Genomic DNA, 15,582 nt, shown 5'->3' on the forward strand with positions numbered 1-15,582 from the left:
CTACCGTTTCATTCCAGTAAACGGAGTTGTAGTCCATGCCCGCCCCTCGTCAGTTATTAAAGGATGCCAGGGCACGTCTTCAGCAAGACGAAGTCAGAATTCCGATCCAGACAGCGTCCGCAGTCCTCCTGGCCTACTTTGCGACCAGTTTTATGGACAAGGAAAATGTGTCGTGGGGCGTGTTTTCGGCGTTATTCGTCGTGCAGGCGAGCATAGGCGGTACGATCAGCGCCGCCTTGGGACGTATTGCGGGTGCCATTTTAGGCGCCGTCGTCGCCGTCGTTTTAGTGATGCTGTTCGGCGACGAGAACTGGGGCACCGTTATCGCCCTCTTGGCAGGCGTCGGCCTCATGAGTTTCCTGACCGCGAAATGGCCCATGTTGGCATACGGCCTTGTCACGGTAACCATTATCGCTGTCGCGCCCGACATCTACATCGTAGAAGGTGCGTTCAAAAAAGTGCTGGCAATCGCTATCGGCTCGATCTGCGGGATGGTAGCCGCTTTTGCGGTGTTGCCGGTTCTCGCCCGGCGCACCGAGCAAGAGTACCTGGCCGCGGCGCTGCGCAGCTGCGGCGCCTACATTCTGGAGTGCACGATCTGTTTAGTCGGCGATAAACCGCGCAAGGACAAGAAGGCCCAAGACGCCATACAACGATCAATCGAACGAGCCCGCGTGATGGCCCGGGAAGCGCGCATCGAAGACAAAACACCGGCCATGGGATTCAGCCCCTACTCAAAAACGCTCTTGCCTGAAATTGAGCGTTTTGGCTACACGCTTACCTTGATCGACCGTTTCAGTGACAAACCGATTTCCGAAAGTCTGTGCCGCGTCCATAAGAAAGCGCTTCTGGAACTCGCCACTGTTGTAAAGGTATGCCTGGAGAAAATCGCCGATGCCGTGGATGCTGGCGAAGCCTGCGAGGAAATCGACGACGCCTGGGATGCCTACAATGCGTTCTCCCAACGGGTGGATGAGTCTCTCGAACAAGAACAACTCCCTATCGAGGACAAACAACATCTGATGTCCATCAAAGGGGCATACAGCTCTGTGCTTTCCAACATGACTGAATTGACGCGGCAGGTGCAATGCCAGCCGGATAAAGGCAGTTCAGGAGGGCCTTGAGCCCGCTGCTCTGGCGCCAAAGACGAATTCGGCTATGTTGTGAGAGCCAGAGCAGAATTTACCTGCAGCTAATTGAGCCAGCGTGCTTGCGCCTCGCCAAGCACGCCACGCTTGTCGATCAGGTCCCACGAAAACTGCATCACGCGTACGTAATCGGCATCGTCCACAGGCACCATAAAGCCAAGGTAACTCTTCGGCGTCAGCGGCTTATCAATAAACAGCGCAGCAAGCCGAGGATCTGCCTTGCTGTAGTGCAGTGCTTCGTATGTCTCTGTAATCATGACATCGCCCTTGGCATCGGCAATCAGGCCGGGAATTTCGGCGTTTTTATCATGGGTGCTGACTTCGGCTTGCTTCAGGTTTTCAAGAACGAATGTCTCATTCGTGCCGCCCGGGTTTTTAATGACATGCACTGAAGCTTGATTCAAATCGTCCACCGTCTTGTACTTGGATGCTTCGTCCTTGCGCACCAAGGCCACCTTGCCAAACGGGGCATAGCCGGGCAGCATTTCTACTTTGGCAATGCGTGCCGCGTTGCGCGTAATGCCGCCGACCGCCACATCGAACTTGTCGGCTGACATATCCTTCAATAAATTCGGCCAGGAAGTCTGCACATATTCCACTTTTACGCCGAGTTGCCTAGCCATCGCCTCGATAAGGTCAATATCGTGGCCTTCGAATCCACCCTGGTCGGTCTTAATAGCAAATGGTCGGTAGTCCCCTGGCGTACCCACGCGGATCACCTTGCTTTCCATAATTTGGTCCAGACGGGGGCCAGCCTGTGCCGTAGCGGCCAGCGACAACGCAGCAGCCAGACCCATACAAATGCGCAATATACGATTCATAAACCTACCTTTTTATGATCGTCGGATGCTGCGAAAGCCTCGCGACGGTACGGAGAACGTGATTCCAGTTGGTGCCAGGCAGCAACTGACTGATTTGGATTGTAGGCTGCTTCGGCCGTTCCGGGTGCAAAGGCTACCAAGAGGTTAAGACTGAATCGAACACGTTTTCGATGCGCGGACGTAATCTTACGCCCTGCCCTAGCTCAAGAACGTCTTGCCACATCGGACTCCAGGATCATTCGCACATAGCGGGTATATGGAATGCCCTTGGACTTGGCCTTGGCTTTTACCGCTTCCAGCAATGAGGCGGGCAAGCGCATATTGAGCGCCGCCGATTTTGGCTCAATCTCGAACCGCATGGGTTGGAAGCCCGACAAGTCGTATTCGGACAAATCCGACTCGGCGACGAACTGCTCCGCCTCGGCATCGCTGCGCAACACCGGCATGGGTTTAGTTTTGTTTCGCAAAATGTTCGACCTCCTTCTTATGCATATACCTAGCGCTGATAGGACGCAGCAGAATTTGCCCATCGACTTTCTTGAGCACGAAAACCAGGAACACATATCGACCAATCCGCGTCTTACCGATAGCCCGCATGCGAGATTCAGCGGAATGGGGATCAGCCATTACTGCTGGTGTGCCCAGCAGCATATCTTCGATCTCGGCACGAGACACGCCATGTTTACCGCATTTTGGCCAGTTGCCGGCATCCCAATCGAAGCCTGCAATTTTCATTTGAAAATTATACATTAACGTGTAGACAAATGCGCAACAGGTTGCCGCGCAGCCTACGTCGAGCCTTGCTGTATCCACACTCGAATATGGCTGCGAACCAAAAGTGAAGGCAGGCATGCCTTCGCGACCGAGAATAGTTTGCAGCTGGATAAGTTAAAGCGAACAGCCACAGAAAAACATTAGGCGTATTTGTCCGGGCGGACGGAAAACGCGTCGGCGCTTGAGGGATTCGGCGCAGCGCGGGTATTGGGGCTCAGATCGATGCCCCAGTCCGGATCCAGGCCTTCGGCCCCGTCGGAAGGCAAGCCTTACGCAGCCGCGCGCGCCCGCGTTACGTCAGCACCCGGCAGATTGGCTTTCTCTGCATGTAAAGTGAAGTCAAAGACAATGTGCGAAAACTCGCCCTTCAGCTTGTATTTGGCAATTTCAGCAGGGTCGCCCACCTTGGTCAGAACCGGCACCAGGCCTTCCCGCGTGGCGAAGGCGAAATCGTCCCAAAGGTAAGGGTCGCCATCAATATTAATCTGCGTTGTGAGTTTGCGGTGATCGTCGGCGGTGACGAAAAAGTGAATATGTGCAGGGCGGTTACCGTGACGCCCCATTTTTTTCAGTATGGTGTCGGTGGCCCCGTTTGGTGGAACGCTGTAGCCGACAGGCACCACGCTTTGAAAACAGTAGCGACCGTTTTCGTCCGTGCGAATACCCCGGCGCAGGTTGAACGCTTCCTGCGATGGATCAAAATACGAGTAATTGCCCAAATGATTGGCATGCCAGACTTCAACCAAAGCATTTTTTAGCGGCGTAATGCCGTCCTCGTCGAACACCTGGCCCTCCATGATTAAGGGATCGCCTACTTCTTCGTCGCCGCACAAGCGCGCAAATCCCTGCGATTCGGGCGCGCCAGCCACATAAAGCGGGCCTTCGATCGTGCGCGGCGTGACGTTGGGGTTGAGTCCCGCTTTGGCTTCGGCTTCGTCCATGCGAACGTCCAGCAATCGTTCGAAGCCAAGTCCTGCGGCGATAAGCCCAAACTCTTTCGAGCCAGCGCCCAAGAAGTTCAGCGCAGTCCAGAACTCGCTGGGTGTGATGTCGAATTCTTCAATTGTGTAGAACAAATCCTTGACGATGCGATTGGCGATGGCCTTGATGCGCTCGTCAGCAACGGGGCCTTCGGTACTTTCTATTTTCGTTATTAAATCGTCGATTAGTTGCTTGCTCATGGATACGGCTCCTTTTTGATGGCCATAAAAATTCTAACGGTTGCCGTAGCGGATGCACGCATTGACCGCTATGCCGACCAACATGCGCAAACGAAGAGCGTCGGTCAGCTCGCGCTTAGTGGGAACCACGGCGGTATTGAAACGGCTTCTATGCGGCAATAAGTATAAGAGTCGCTAAACATGAGGTCTAATACTATTGAAGACCCCTCGCATACCTTCAGGGTATGGCTGCGGGCCTATTGCTAGCTGCCGCTACTGGTCTCATATCGCCATGAGTGATCATATTGGGATCAGAGCATCCAGTCTGTCGAGCAGTAGGCATTCCTACGACGAAGCGCTCACGACCTTGGAATATGCCGTCTGTTTGCGACGGTAAGCAACGCACAGCATGCCCAGTTGCGAAGTGAATGTTTGAGTATGTTCATTGTCTCTCTCTGTGTAGTTAGAAAACAGCTCGGTGAGCAGCAACGAGCTCGGTCAGATAAGGAAGGACAGGCCAACGATCGGTTGAAAGCGATTCAATAGAACGATTTTCTTCGCGGAAATTTTCCATGCACCATCCACCAGGCGCGCTTGCAACGAGCACCTTCCGGGGAAGACTCGCATTTCGCCTAGACCGCGCTGGCGCCAGTCTCCCGAGCGCACTTCTGTCAGGTGCAGACAATATCGTGCAGTGGCGCTAAATTCGTCGCTCAGTTCGATTTGAATATTTGTGACCATACGCATCGTTAGAGATTTAGGGGTTTGTGCAACGCGCGCTTGATTGACTATCTGCTCGACACGCATGGCCAAACGGACTCTATTGTCATAAATGATGGATGACTCTTTAAGTGGGTCGATATTTTCATCGATAGGAATCCAGTAGCGGGCGTCCTCGGTGTAAAGTGCGAGCCAGTCCTCCAGTTGTCCAGCGTCGAGCAGTTCTGCTTCATGCAGAATCAATGTTTCAATAGGGTGTGTCATAAGGGTCCCTGAATCGTTTTATTAAGCTTGCTGGCTCAGCATTGCGTGCCATTTGCGCCAGAAAGCCCGCTGCGGCACCTCATCGCTATAGACCCCAACACATTCGCCATCAGCCTTGATTTCTTCGTGTCCCAAGCCTCGGCTCAAGGTGATCCAATCGAAACCAATTGCATTCAAAGCATGTTGTCCGCCGGCAAAATGCCTGCCGTACCCACGCGTGTTTGGGCATCCAGCATTCGATTGCTATTGATGTCGTCGTGCGCGTCATCGATCATCAGAGGGTATGAATACACTTCTGTCTGATCGTGGCTGATAGGTTGAATGACGCGAATATTGAAATCAAAGATGACCAGGTTCGGAAAAATCAGGAACTGGCGATTAGTCAGTACTTCGGCGGCGCCCTCTTCTCCGTAGAGCTCTTTGAGCTTGTCGTTATAGGCTTGGCGCACTACAGAATCAATACCGCCCGACTCCAGAGGCGCACCTGCCTCAAGCGTGCCATGGCCTTCGGGGTAACCACGGGTATAGCCGCCGGGCCGCACAGCCACATCTACCGCTCTATTTTCAAAAGAACCATCAAATTTCCGTACGGTATTGAAAGCCGAGCGGTGCACAAAGCCTGGGTGGTAGCCATCACAGACGTTCTCCACCTGAAACTTCCAGTTGCCTTCATAGCCATACTTGTGTGAAGTAGTCAACAGGGCCGAGATATCGTTTCAGCTCCTGATGAGGTAGCAGTTGTGTGGAAACTTGGTTAAATGAGAAAGCATGCCGCTCTACTCAATATCGAAAGCCCAGCATATTTTCAATACCTTGCACCAACGCGAATAATTTGGGGCCGATCTGAGCTGCGCGCTCGTGGAATGAACCTTCGCCAACAGGCACGCCACTATTGAATACAAACAAATTCGAATCAACTGCCCTGGACATAGGCACAGCAAAGCCATAGGCCTGAGGGTACCATTGCGCATTGTTTCCACAATAACCAAGCTTCTCGAAACTAAGCAAAGTTTCATCGATCGCTGCTGCATGCCGGGCATAATGCCCGGGCTCTTTCAATCGGATCTGATTCAATACAACGGCTCGCTCTTCAGCGGAAGCCCTGCACAACCAAGCCTTGCCTGCTGCAGTAGACAGCATAGGCAGCGACGCGCCAATATCCGGGTGCGTATGCAAAGCCTCGTTAGCCCTTGCCGTTTCCACATAAACCATTTGTTGTCTATCGCGGATTACCAATGACACCGCCCCATTAATCTCGGCAGCCAAACGTATCATCAGAGGCCGGGCAATTTGACGTATTTGCAAGCTAGCCAATAACGGGTAGCTCGCCACCAGCAACGCTGCGCCAGGCCGGTAACGCCGACCCCCTGGATCGCGGCGTAGATATCCCAGTTCAAGCAAAGTATGTGTAAGACGCGCTACTGTGCTTCGAGACAAACCTGTACGTTCGGCAAAATCTTTATTGCCCAAAGAAATTTCACCTGCTTGAAAACAAGCCAGAACATCAATACCCTGCGCCAGAGTCGATGCAAATTGAGGATCTTTCCGCTTATTCAAAGCTTGCATCAAGAAGCCTCTAGTAGTGCATTAATCTCTCTGACCATAGCCAGCAATCGTGGAGCAATAAGGCCCTCTAACTGCCCCTCTTTCAGGCGAGCCACCGGAACCCCGCAATTAAATACCATGACATCCCCGTTAACCGGAGTAGGTAAAGGGACGGCAACAGCATGCACGTCGGACTGCCATCCACCAAGCGAAACACAATAGCCCTTCCTGGAAAAATCAATCTTGGCCTGCCGCCAGCTATCTGCGTTGCGGCTGTAGTAGTTTGGGTCGTTTTGCATAATCGTGTGGACAATATCCTGGCGTACAGGATCGGGCGCCTGAGCCAGCCACGTCATGCCTATTGCCGACGCCAATACCGGCAGACGGGCGCCGATATCTGGCCGAAAAGCTATAGCGTCATGCCCCCTGCTGGTTTCAACGTAAACCATATGCAGCTTGTCATACAAACCTAAGGACACAGACCCTCCTGCCAAATCAGCCAGATCTTTCATATAAGGGCGCGCAAGCTGCCTTACCTTCATGCTGGCAAGTAGCGGATAGCTCAGCGACAGCAATGACGAACCCAGCCGATAACGGCGCAGATTAGCGTCGTACATTAAAAGGCCCTTTAGCACCAAGGTATAGGTGAGCCGAGAAATCGTCGCTTTGGACAAGCCGGTTCGTTCGACGAGGTCTTTATTGCTTAACACGGGCTCACCCACACGAAAGCATTCCACGACAGCCAGCCCATGGGCGACTGTCGTGGCAAACGCCGTATTGGTTTCTTGTGATCTATGACGCATGACGAAATGCCTCTTGGACGATAGCTGCTGAAAAACCGATAGCTAAGTATAGGCGAAGCTCCATTCTAATTCAATATAACGAAACAAAAGTATCGACATACTAAACCTAATGCTATGCTGAGTTAACAAAACCACACTTATCAACACAAATAACCGACGCACGAGGCACTCTCATGATCCGGGACGAAAGCGGGTTCAAACTCTTTCTTGACTCTTTACAACGCTTCGTCAAAGAGCGTCTTATTCCTCAGGAAGCTGAAGTCGCCAAAAGCGACGAAGTCTCAGCTGTCCTGGTAGATGAAATGGCGCGCCAAGGCCTTTTCGGCTATTCCATACCCAAGGAGTTTGGCGGCGCTGGCATGACCACTGAAGAACTAGTGCTTGCAGCCATGGAGCTATCTCAATGCTCGGTAGCCTTCCGGGCGCGCGTTGGCACCAATACAGGCATAGGCTCAGAAGCACTGGTGGCCGATGGCACGCCCGACCAAAAGCAGCGCTATCTACCCAAGCTGGCCTCCGGAGAAATTACCGGCTCTTTTGCCCTGACTGAACCTGAAGCCGGTTCGGACGCCACGTCATTAAGCTCAACGGCTCGGCGCGATGGCGACCACTACATCCTTAACGGCACTAAGTGTTTCATCACTAACGCCCCCATCGCCGGGCTATTTACAGTCATGGCTCGCACCGACCCAAACCAACCGGGCGCAAGCGGCATATCAGCCTTCCTGGTTGAGCGTGACACCCCAGGCCTTAGTACCGGGCAGCCCTACGAGAAAATGGGCCAGGCAGGCTCGCCCGTATCTGAAGTCCATTTTGACGATTGCCGCGTACCAGCGGCAAACCTGATCGGCGGCAAAGAAGGAGAAGGCTTTAAAACCGCCATGAAAGTGCTCAACAAACAGCGTATCCATCTTGCCGCCCTATGCATTGGACCCGCCATTCGCATGCTGGACGACGCCATCAAATTTGTCGCCAATCGCAAGCAATTCAAGCAGCCCCTGATGAATTTCCAGTTGATTCAGGCCATGATTGCCGACTGCCAGACGGACATCCAGGCAGCCAAGGCCTTGGTGCTGCAAACCGCAAGGCAACGCGATCAAGGCGAAGATGTGACGCTGAACGCATCAATTTGCAAGTATTTTGCCTCGGAAATGTGCGGGCGTGTTGCTGACCGGTGCGTGCAGATGTTTGGCGGCTATGGCTATATCGCCGACTACAGTATTGAACGTTTCTACCGCGATGTCCGATTATTCCGCCTGTACGAAGGAACTAGCCAGATTCATCAATTAAACATTGCGCGCCTTACCTTGAAACAGGCTGGCTTCAACCCCGATCGCTAACGCCCCGCTTCTACCCTTACAGCCACCACAAGCAGAATGATGGCGTACTTACCCACGGAGACTGACCACCATGATACGCAAACTCGCCGCACCAGCCCTGGCCACCTTAGTGTTGAGCATCACCCCCATCGGTGCGCAGGCCGTCTACCCAGACCACCCCATCAGACTGATTGTGCCCTTCTCCCCCGGCGGCTCTGCCGACATCGCGGGACGCCTACTGGCAAACGCCATGGCCCCCATACTGGGGCAAACCATTATTGTAGAAAACAAGCCTGGCGCCGGGGGCAACATAGGCGGCCACCTTGTGGCGCAGGCACCGCCTGACGGATACACATTGCTGCTGGCCGCCACCGGTCCTACGGTCATCAACCCAAGCCTGTACAAGAACATGCCATATAACCCCATAAAGGATTTGGCTCCGATTACCGCCCTGACGCGCGAACATAACATCATGGCGATCAATCCCTCGATTCCGGCCCAAAACCTTGCCGAATTTATTGCCTACGCAAAGAAAAACTCTGACTCTGTATCGTTCGGCTCGCCAGGAACCGGCACACCCGCCCATCTCGCGGGAGAACTGCTGAACCAAATGGCCGGCCTGAAAATGCAGCATGTACCTTATAAAGGCTCGGGCCCCGCCGTTGCCGATCTTATCGGCGGCCATATATCGGTAATGATAGACAACATGCCGCCGCTACTGCCGCAGATACAGGCAGGCAAGGCGCGCGCCCTGGCGGTACCCAGCATAAAACGGGCGTCAGCCATGCCAAACGTTCCGACTTTCGAAGAAGAAGGGATGAAAGGCTATGTGATCATGGCCTGGAAAGGCCTGATGGCGCCGGCTGGCACACCTGAGCCCGTCATCAACCGCCTTCATGCAGCGGCAGTGCAGGCACTACAACAACCCGATATCAGGAAGAGCCTTGAGGACCTGGGTGCTGAACCCGAAGGCAATAGTCCCCAGGAGTTTGCAGAGCAGATCAATAACGAAACCAAATGGTGGAAAGATTTGATCAAAGAAACCAATACCAGTGTTAACTGACTCGGGAGCCTGCAATGAAAATGCTTAAACAGTCGCTGATAGGTCTGAGCCTACTATTGCCTTTGGCCTGTATTGCTAAGTCGTATCCCGAGCAACCCATCCGACTGATTGTGCCTTACGCCGCAGGCGGAGGCACAGATATCGCAGCGCGCATGGTGGCGCAAGAATTATCACCACGCCTGGAACAAACAATTATTGTAGAGAACAAGGCAGGCGCCGCGACCCAGATAGGCACTACGCAGGTAGTGCGCGCCAAACCTGATGGCTACACTTTGCTGATGGGCACCGCCAATCTGGCTACCAATACAGCCTTCTACGACAACCTGCCCTATTCTGTTTCGCGCGATCTGACTGCCGTCATCCAAATCACTGACGTACCCGTTTATATCTTTGTAAGTACCGACAGCCCCATCAAGGATTTTGCCTCGCTGATCGTCGCTGCAAAAAAAGGTGAAAGCCTGACTTATGCCACAGCGGGGGTGGGCAGCATCCCCCATCTGGCAGGCGAAATATTCAGCCGGGAAGCCAAGCTGAATATAAGCCATGTGCCCTACAAAGGCAGCTCTGAAGCCGTAATCGCCTTAATCAGCGGACAAGTCGCTTTTAGTGTGGACAACCTCCCACCGGCATATGGACAAGTAAAGGCCGGCCGCATCAAGCCGTTGGCCATCGCGGCAAAGAAACGCAGCCTGACATTTCCTGATATTCCCACGCTGGAAGAACTAGGCTATCCCGTTGAGGCCTCGTCATGGTGGGGTGTCATGGCGCCCGCCGGCACACCGGAAAAAATCATTACCAAGCTTAATACCGAAATCGGGGCAGTGATAGCCGAACCCAAGGTCCGAAACTACTTCATTGAACAGGGTATGAATCCAGTTGGCGGGTCGCCCCAACAATTCACTCAGCATATCGCCGCCGAAACCAACAAATGGCAGAAAACCGTAAAAGATGCCGACATCAAGATTGGAAACTAAGGCCTTATGAATACAACCTCCACCTTGAGCGCTGGCGCGCTGCGCGAGCTTCGTTCTCGCGTTCGTAACTTCATTGATCAGGTCGCGATTCCCCTAGAGCACCCCGAGCTGGCGCAGGACGTAACCAAGCTTGATGCGGTAACAACAACATTGCGCAAACAGGCAAAAGAAGCTGGCATATATGCCCCCCAGTTGCCTTGCGAGTGGGGGGGGTTAGGCCTGAATTGGGTGGAATGCGCAGCTATTTTCGAAGAAGCCGGGCGCGGCCTGCTAGGCCCGCTCGCCCTGAATTGCGCCCCACCCGACCAGCCCAATATGCTCACTTTGCTGGAGCTTGGCACAACACAGCAAAAAGAGCGTTACCTGCTGCCGCTGGCGCGCGGAGAAAAAAGAGCCTGTTTCGCCATGACGGAACCCGAACCCGGCGCAGGGTCCGACCCCGGCATGCTGTCTACCTGGGCTACCCGTCAGGGTAGCAGCTGGGTGCTCAATGGCCATAAAATCTTTATTAGCGGAGGCGTTGGCGCTGACTTTGCCCTGCTCTTGGCTCAAACAAGCATGGGCCCTACCTTATTCATTATCGACACGCATATACCGGGCTACAACATGGTTCGCGATGTCGGAACCATTACCGGCTACCAGGCCGGCGGCCATGCTGAAATTCTTTTAGAAAACTGTCAACTCACCGGCGATGCAGTCCTTGGCGAACCCGGGCGTGGCCTGCAATATGCGCAGCTACGCCTAGAGCCCGCACGCCTGTCGCACTGCATGCGTTTTATCGGTCGAGCCAGCCGGGCGATGGAAATAGCCCAAGACTATGTATGCCGTCGCAGCTCTTTTGGCAGCCAACTATCTGACCTCCAACAAATTCAGGCCATGGTTGCCGATTCTCATATTGACTTGCATGCAAGCCGGCTCATGACACGGCACTGTGCTGAATTAATGGACTCGGGAACATCGGTCAAACATGAATCCAGCATGACCAAGGTGTTTGTATCAGAAGCCGTCAACCGGGTCACCGACCGCGCCATGCAAATGCTGGGTGCCCTCGGCGTATCAGATGAAACACCCGTATCAATGCTATGGCGTGAAGCCCGCCCTTTCCGTATCTATGATGGCGCCAATGAACTGCACCGCGCCACTCTGGGTATACGCATACTGAAGTACAAGCTGCTGCCCTAAAAGGTAATAATCATGACCCAATTCACCGCTTACCGACTGCACTCCGCAATACAAGACGCTCTTCCGCAAGGGCGCTTTGAAACAATAAGCATCGACGACCTGTCTGCTGGCGACGTAGTCATACGCATTGCCTACTCTAGTCTTAACTACAAAGACGCCCTGGCCAATGCCGGTATCGGCAAAATTATTCGATCCTACCCACGTATCGGAGGCATAGACCTTGCCGGGTACGTCGTCTCCTCTGCCAGCCCTGCGTTCAAAGAAGGAGATGAAGTCGTTGTACATGGCTTCAGCATAGGCGTAGACCATGATGGCGGCCATGCCCAATATGCCCGCGTGCGTAGTGAATGGGTAATGGCCCTGCCAGCAGGCTTAAGCTTGCTAGAGGCCTGCACCTTGGGCGCCGCTGGCTACACCGCAGGTCTCGCCTTGCATTGGATGGAGCAATGCGGCTTGTCTCCAGAACAGGGAGATATCGCTGTCACTGGCGCCACTGGCGGCGTGGCTAGTGTTGCTATCGACATACTGACACAACGCGGATACCGGGTCTGCGCCTTCAGCGGAAAAGAAGGCGTTAAAAGCTATCTTGAAAGACTGGGCGCCGCCGAAGTCTTGCCTGCCCCCGACACCACGACCGTGCCGGCTCTGGCCAAAGCCCAGTGGGCTGGCGCCGTTGACTCCGTGGGAGGGTCGACTTTGGCATGGCTGCTAAGCGCGACCAAACCAGAAGGCATCCTTACCTCTTTTGGCAATACTGGCGGGGCCGAACTGCCCACCACTGTCTTTCCATTCATTCTGCGCGGCGTCAAACTGTTAGGCATCAACGCCAACAGCCCGATGTCTTTACGGCGTACGGTCTGGGACAAGCTAAGCACCATATATCGCCCTGCCCACCTAAGCGACATAGCGCAATTAATTGAATTCCCCGACCTGCCAAAAGCCATGTCGGCCATGCTGGCTCGAGCCACCCATGGCCGAACCGTGATTCGCATGCATTCCTGATACGTTTATTTCGCTGGAACATCCCATGATCTCTACTCCTAACCTGGATAAGCTTTTTTCTCCTCGCAGCATTGCCATTGTGGGAGCATCCGCTACACTGGGAAAAATTGGCGCTATGCCGGTAACTTTGCTGCAGAGCAATGGCTATACAGGCAGTATCTACCCTGTAAATCCCCGTGCAACAGAAATCCAGGGTCTGCCCTGCTATTCATCGCTCTCCAAAATCGAAGCTGATATCGACCTGGCTATTATCGCCGTTCCGGCAAGCCATGCTTGTGAAGCACTTGAACAGGCTCGCCCAGGCCAGATAGCCAGCGCCGTCATATTCAGCTCCGGCTTTTCCGAAACCGGCGATGAAGGTCACCAGCAACAATTACGCCTGCAGACGCTGGCCAAAGAACGCCAGATCCAGTTGCTGGGGCCAAATTGTCTGGGCTACATGAATCTACGTGAAAATACCTACGCTACATTTTCCCCGGCACCGCTAGGCGGCATCGTCGCACCCGGAAGTATCGGCATGGTCACCCAAAGTGGCGCTTTTGGCGCTTACGCTTACTGCATGGCGCGCGAACGCGGGCTGGGGCTATCGTTCTGGATCAGTACCGGCAATGAAAGCGATGTCGATGTTGCAGACTGCATCAGTTGGCTAGTACAAGACCCTCACACGCAAGTCATCATGGCCTATATGGAAGGCTGCAAAAATGGCGACAAACTAAAAGATGCGCTAAGTGCGGCGCGCAAGGCCAGCAAGCCTGTCGTCATCACAAAAATTGGCCGTACCCAGTCAGGGGCGGTCGCGGCAGCCTCGCACACGGCCGCCCTGGCAGGCGATGATGCCGTCTATGACACGTTGTTCAAACAATATGGCGCCATTCGCGCCCATACAATCGATGAGTTCTTCAACATCGGTCATGCATTAAGCGTATGGAATAAGGCGCCTGCGATCAGCAGCCTGGGCATTATGTCGATATCCGGTGGCGTCGGGGCCCTGATGGCCGACGAAGCCGACGAAAACGAGCTGCTGCTGCCCCAAATGCCAGATGCCATGCAAGAACGCCTGCTGAAGCGCATCCCATTCGCTAGCCCACGCAATCCCGTCGATGTCACTGGTCAGGCCATTACAGACCCTGGCGTATTCATCGATACCGCGCTTGACATGCTGGAAGCAGGATCATACGGCGCCCTGACAGTATTTTTAGCCGCAGCCGGCTCTTCTGAAGCCTTGTGGCCGCATATTCAAAACTTTGCCCGAACTTTACAAGACCGTTATCCCGACACGCCACTGGCACTATGCGCGCTGCTACCCCCTGAACGTCGACATGAACTGGAAAAGCTGGGCTGCCTTACCTTTTCCGATCCCAGCATTGCCATACGCACCATTGCTGCCATTCTCAAGCGCAACCGCAGCCAACCACCTGCTGTAATTGCCAATGCAGCAAAAACCATCATATGGCCCGAAGGAAACGGCACGTTAAATGAAACAGACTCCTTACGCATACTGAAACAGGCCGGCGTACCCGTTGTTCCCTTCGATATCGTGTCTTCCAAATCAGCAGCGTCCGCCGCCGCGGCACAGATCAATGTGCCCGTGGTCATGAAAATTATTTCTCCCAATATTCTGCATAAAAGCGATATGGGCGGCGTCAAACTCAACATACAGGGGGCAGACAGTGTAGGCCGCGCCTACGACGAAATCATGGCTTCCGCCGCCGAGCATGCGCCTAATGCTCAAATCGATGGAATTCTCATTGCTCCTATGGTGCCCAACGGCGTCGAATGCATTATGGGGATGCATCGAGACCCAGTGTTCGGACCAGTCATCATGTTTGGCCTTGGGGGAGTATTTGTTGAAATACTGAAAGACGTCAGCTTTCGCTTGGCTCCCTTCAGCAAACAAGAGGCGCTAGAAATGATCCACGAAACCCGGGCCGTCGATTTGCTCAAAGGCGCACGCGGCCGTCACCCGGCGGATATTGATGCCATTGCAGAAGGTTTGGCGGCATTATCGCAGCTAGCACATTTAACAGACGGCCTTATCGATTCGATAGACGTCAATCCTTTCATCGCTTTGCCAGCGGGCCAGGGCGCTATGGCATTGGATGCGCTGGTAATACGGAAATCATCCTCGTAAGCAACTGAGCGACGTTTATGTGATGTTTCTTTTCCTGCGTTGCAGGTCGGATTATGCAGCGCTGATCGGATGAACCACTATCAAGGCTAGGCGTATTACGAGAAACGGTATCGAGAACGGGGCCTTTAGCATCTAAATATGCGCGCCGAGCAAATGCATATGGCGCTCGGCGGTAACATCGAAGAAGGCTCAAAAACAAGCGCCTGATGGCATGGTTCTCATCTGTAGCGGTACTTTCCGAATGGGATCGGACAGTCACTATCCCGAGGAAGCGCCGTCGCTTCGTGCGACAGTGGACACCTTCTGGATAGACCTCACTCTGGTGACCAATCGCGAGTTTTGCAGGTTCGTGAACGTCACCGGACACGTGACCACTGCGGAGATCACACCTAACGCCTGTGGGTCTTGGCCCAGTGCGGTCGGAACTGTGTGATCAACCGTGTCTGATGAGTGCACATCCTGTGCCGTTAACCATAACCTGGCCAGGAATAAAGCATAAACAGGCCAAAATCCCGGCGAAAACCTACTTATTCTGGACTAGATAAGCCTGATATCAAACACTAATAAAGCATATCTCGGCCAAACGGGACGAAATAAAGCATAAAGTGGCCAAAAAAATTTGCCCTGAGAATACAGCCTATTTTTGACTTTCCAAGCCGCATAGAGGCCAGCCGAA

General features: G+C 53.7%; 16 protein-coding genes. 8 read left to right on the forward strand and 8 right to left on the reverse strand.

The features are described from left to right. Positions 1-35 precede the first annotated feature (35 nt). Complete coding sequence (locus CR159_RS07835) at positions 36-1,124, forward strand: FUSC family protein (RefSeq protein ID WP_102073462.1); 1,089 nt, start codon at positions 36-38, stop codon at positions 1,122-1,124. 68 nt (positions 1,125-1,192) lie between these two features. On the opposite strand, the gene CR159_RS07840 is transcribed toward CR159_RS07835, so the two are convergent. The 8 genes from CR159_RS07840 to CR159_RS07875 all read right to left on the reverse strand — a co-directional run bounded on the left by CR159_RS07840 (position 1,193) and on the right by CR159_RS07875 (position 7,235). Then, on the reverse strand, positions 1,193-1,969 hold the full coding sequence (locus CR159_RS07840; RefSeq protein ID WP_102073463.1) for a transporter substrate-binding domain-containing protein: 777 nt from the start codon (positions 1,967-1,969) through the stop codon (positions 1,193-1,195). A 203-nt stretch (positions 1,970-2,172) separates the two neighbouring features. Next, positions 2,173-2,436 carry a CopG family antitoxin gene (locus CR159_RS07845; protein ID WP_102073464.1) on the reverse strand — a complete coding sequence of 88 codons (264 nt, stop codon included), beginning with the start codon at positions 2,434-2,436 and terminating at the stop codon, positions 2,173-2,175. Then, a complete protein-coding gene (locus tag CR159_RS07850) occupies positions 2,420-2,821 on the reverse strand; it encodes a BrnT family toxin (protein WP_233208216.1) in 402 nt (133 codons plus the stop codon). Before CR159_RS07850 ends, CR159_RS07845 begins: the two co-directional genes overlap by 17 nt. A 191-nt stretch (positions 2,822-3,012) precedes the next feature. Next, positions 3,013-3,924, reverse strand: a complete 912-nt coding sequence (gene catA, locus CR159_RS07855) for a catechol 1,2-dioxygenase (protein WP_102073465.1) — start codon at positions 3,922-3,924, stop codon at positions 3,013-3,015. 477 nt (positions 3,925-4,401) lie between these two features. Next, positions 4,402-4,887, reverse strand: coding sequence for an aromatic-ring-hydroxylating dioxygenase subunit beta (locus tag CR159_RS07860; protein WP_102073466.1), 486 nt, complete (start codon positions 4,885-4,887; stop codon positions 4,402-4,404). A gap of 173 nt (positions 4,888-5,060) precedes the next feature. Continuing rightward, on the reverse strand, positions 5,061-5,585 hold the full coding sequence (locus tag CR159_RS07865; protein ID WP_158238521.1) for an SRPBCC family protein: 525 nt from the start codon (positions 5,583-5,585) through the stop codon (positions 5,061-5,063). Between the two features lie 82 nt (positions 5,586-5,667). After that, a complete protein-coding gene (locus CR159_RS07870; protein ID WP_102073468.1) occupies positions 5,668-6,453 on the reverse strand; it encodes an IclR family transcriptional regulator in 786 nt (261 codons plus the stop codon). Then, on the reverse strand, positions 6,453-7,235 hold the full coding sequence (locus CR159_RS07875) for an IclR family transcriptional regulator (RefSeq protein ID WP_102073469.1): 783 nt from the start codon (positions 7,233-7,235) through the stop codon (positions 6,453-6,455). Before CR159_RS07875 ends, CR159_RS07870 begins: the two co-directional genes overlap by 1 nt. Before the next feature lie 173 nt (positions 7,236-7,408). Here CR159_RS07875 and CR159_RS07880 point away from each other — a divergent pair, with 173 nt between their 5' ends. From CR159_RS07880 to CR159_RS22215, 7 genes are all read left to right on the forward strand, one after another. After that, positions 7,409-8,575: an acyl-CoA dehydrogenase family protein gene (locus CR159_RS07880; protein ID WP_102073470.1), complete on the forward strand. Its 1,167-nt coding sequence runs from the start codon at positions 7,409-7,411 to the stop codon at positions 8,573-8,575. Positions 8,576-8,645: 70 nt separating this feature from the next. Then, the gene (locus CR159_RS07885; protein ID WP_102073471.1) at positions 8,646-9,617 is read left to right on the forward strand and encodes a Bug family tripartite tricarboxylate transporter substrate binding protein; all 972 of its coding nucleotides are present in this window, start codon (positions 8,646-8,648) and stop codon (positions 9,615-9,617) included. 14 nt (positions 9,618-9,631) lie between these two features. Then, entirely contained in the window at positions 9,632-10,591 is a 960-nt protein-coding gene (locus CR159_RS07890) for a Bug family tripartite tricarboxylate transporter substrate binding protein (protein WP_102073472.1), read from the forward strand. Positions 10,592-10,597: 6 nt separating this feature from the next. Beyond that, positions 10,598-11,773 carry an acyl-CoA dehydrogenase family protein gene (locus tag CR159_RS07895; RefSeq protein ID WP_102073473.1) on the forward strand — a complete coding sequence of 392 codons (1,176 nt, stop codon included), beginning with the start codon at positions 10,598-10,600 and terminating at the stop codon, positions 11,771-11,773. 12 nt (positions 11,774-11,785) lie between these two features. Then, positions 11,786-12,775, forward strand: a complete 990-nt coding sequence (locus tag CR159_RS07900) for an acrylyl-CoA reductase family protein (protein WP_102073474.1) — start codon at positions 11,786-11,788, stop codon at positions 12,773-12,775. Between the two features lie 25 nt (positions 12,776-12,800). Beyond that, positions 12,801-14,906 (forward strand): acetate--CoA ligase family protein, encoded by a 2,106-nt coding sequence (locus CR159_RS07905; RefSeq protein WP_102073475.1) that lies wholly within the window; start codon positions 12,801-12,803, stop codon positions 14,904-14,906. Positions 14,907-15,063: 157 nt separating this feature from the next. After that, the gene (locus CR159_RS22215) at positions 15,064-15,339 is read left to right on the forward strand and encodes a formylglycine-generating enzyme family protein (RefSeq protein ID WP_500796516.1); all 276 of its coding nucleotides are present in this window, start codon (positions 15,064-15,066) and stop codon (positions 15,337-15,339) included. Positions 15,340-15,582 lie beyond the last annotated feature (243 nt).

The organism is Pollutimonas subterranea (assembly GCF_002849655.1).
Lineage (GTDB): Bacteria > Pseudomonadota > Gammaproteobacteria > Burkholderiales > Burkholderiaceae_B > Pollutimonas > Pollutimonas subterranea.

Coding starts and splice junctions, on each gene's coding strand:
- CR159_RS07835 (WP_102073462.1), top strand. CDS start 36: ATGCCCGCCCCTCGTCAGTTATTAAAGGATGCCAGGGCACGTCTTCAG.
- CR159_RS07840 (WP_102073463.1), bottom strand. CDS start 1,969: ATGAATCGTATATTGCGCATTTGTATGGGTCTGGCTGCTGCGTTGTCG.
- CR159_RS07850 (WP_233208216.1), bottom strand. CDS start 2,821: ATGCCTGCCTTCACTTTTGGTTCGCAGCCATATTCGAGTGTGGATACA.
- catA (WP_102073465.1), bottom strand. CDS start 3,924: ATGAGCAAGCAACTAATCGACGATTTAATAACGAAAATAGAAAGTACC.
- CR159_RS07860 (WP_102073466.1), bottom strand. CDS start 4,887: ATGACACACCCTATTGAAACATTGATTCTGCATGAAGCAGAACTGCTC.
- CR159_RS07870 (WP_102073468.1), bottom strand. CDS start 6,453: ATGCAAGCTTTGAATAAGCGGAAAGATCCTCAATTTGCATCGACTCTG.
- CR159_RS07875 (WP_102073469.1), bottom strand. CDS start 7,235: ATGCGTCATAGATCACAAGAAACCAATACGGCGTTTGCCACGACAGTC.
- CR159_RS07880 (WP_102073470.1), top strand. CDS start 7,409: ATGATCCGGGACGAAAGCGGGTTCAAACTCTTTCTTGACTCTTTACAA.
- CR159_RS07885 (WP_102073471.1), top strand. CDS start 8,646: ATGATACGCAAACTCGCCGCACCAGCCCTGGCCACCTTAGTGTTGAGC.
- CR159_RS07890 (WP_102073472.1), top strand. CDS start 9,632: ATGAAAATGCTTAAACAGTCGCTGATAGGTCTGAGCCTACTATTGCCT.
- CR159_RS07895 (WP_102073473.1), top strand. CDS start 10,598: ATGAATACAACCTCCACCTTGAGCGCTGGCGCGCTGCGCGAGCTTCGT.
- CR159_RS07900 (WP_102073474.1), top strand. CDS start 11,786: ATGACCCAATTCACCGCTTACCGACTGCACTCCGCAATACAAGACGCT.
- CR159_RS07905 (WP_102073475.1), top strand. CDS start 12,801: ATGATCTCTACTCCTAACCTGGATAAGCTTTTTTCTCCTCGCAGCATT.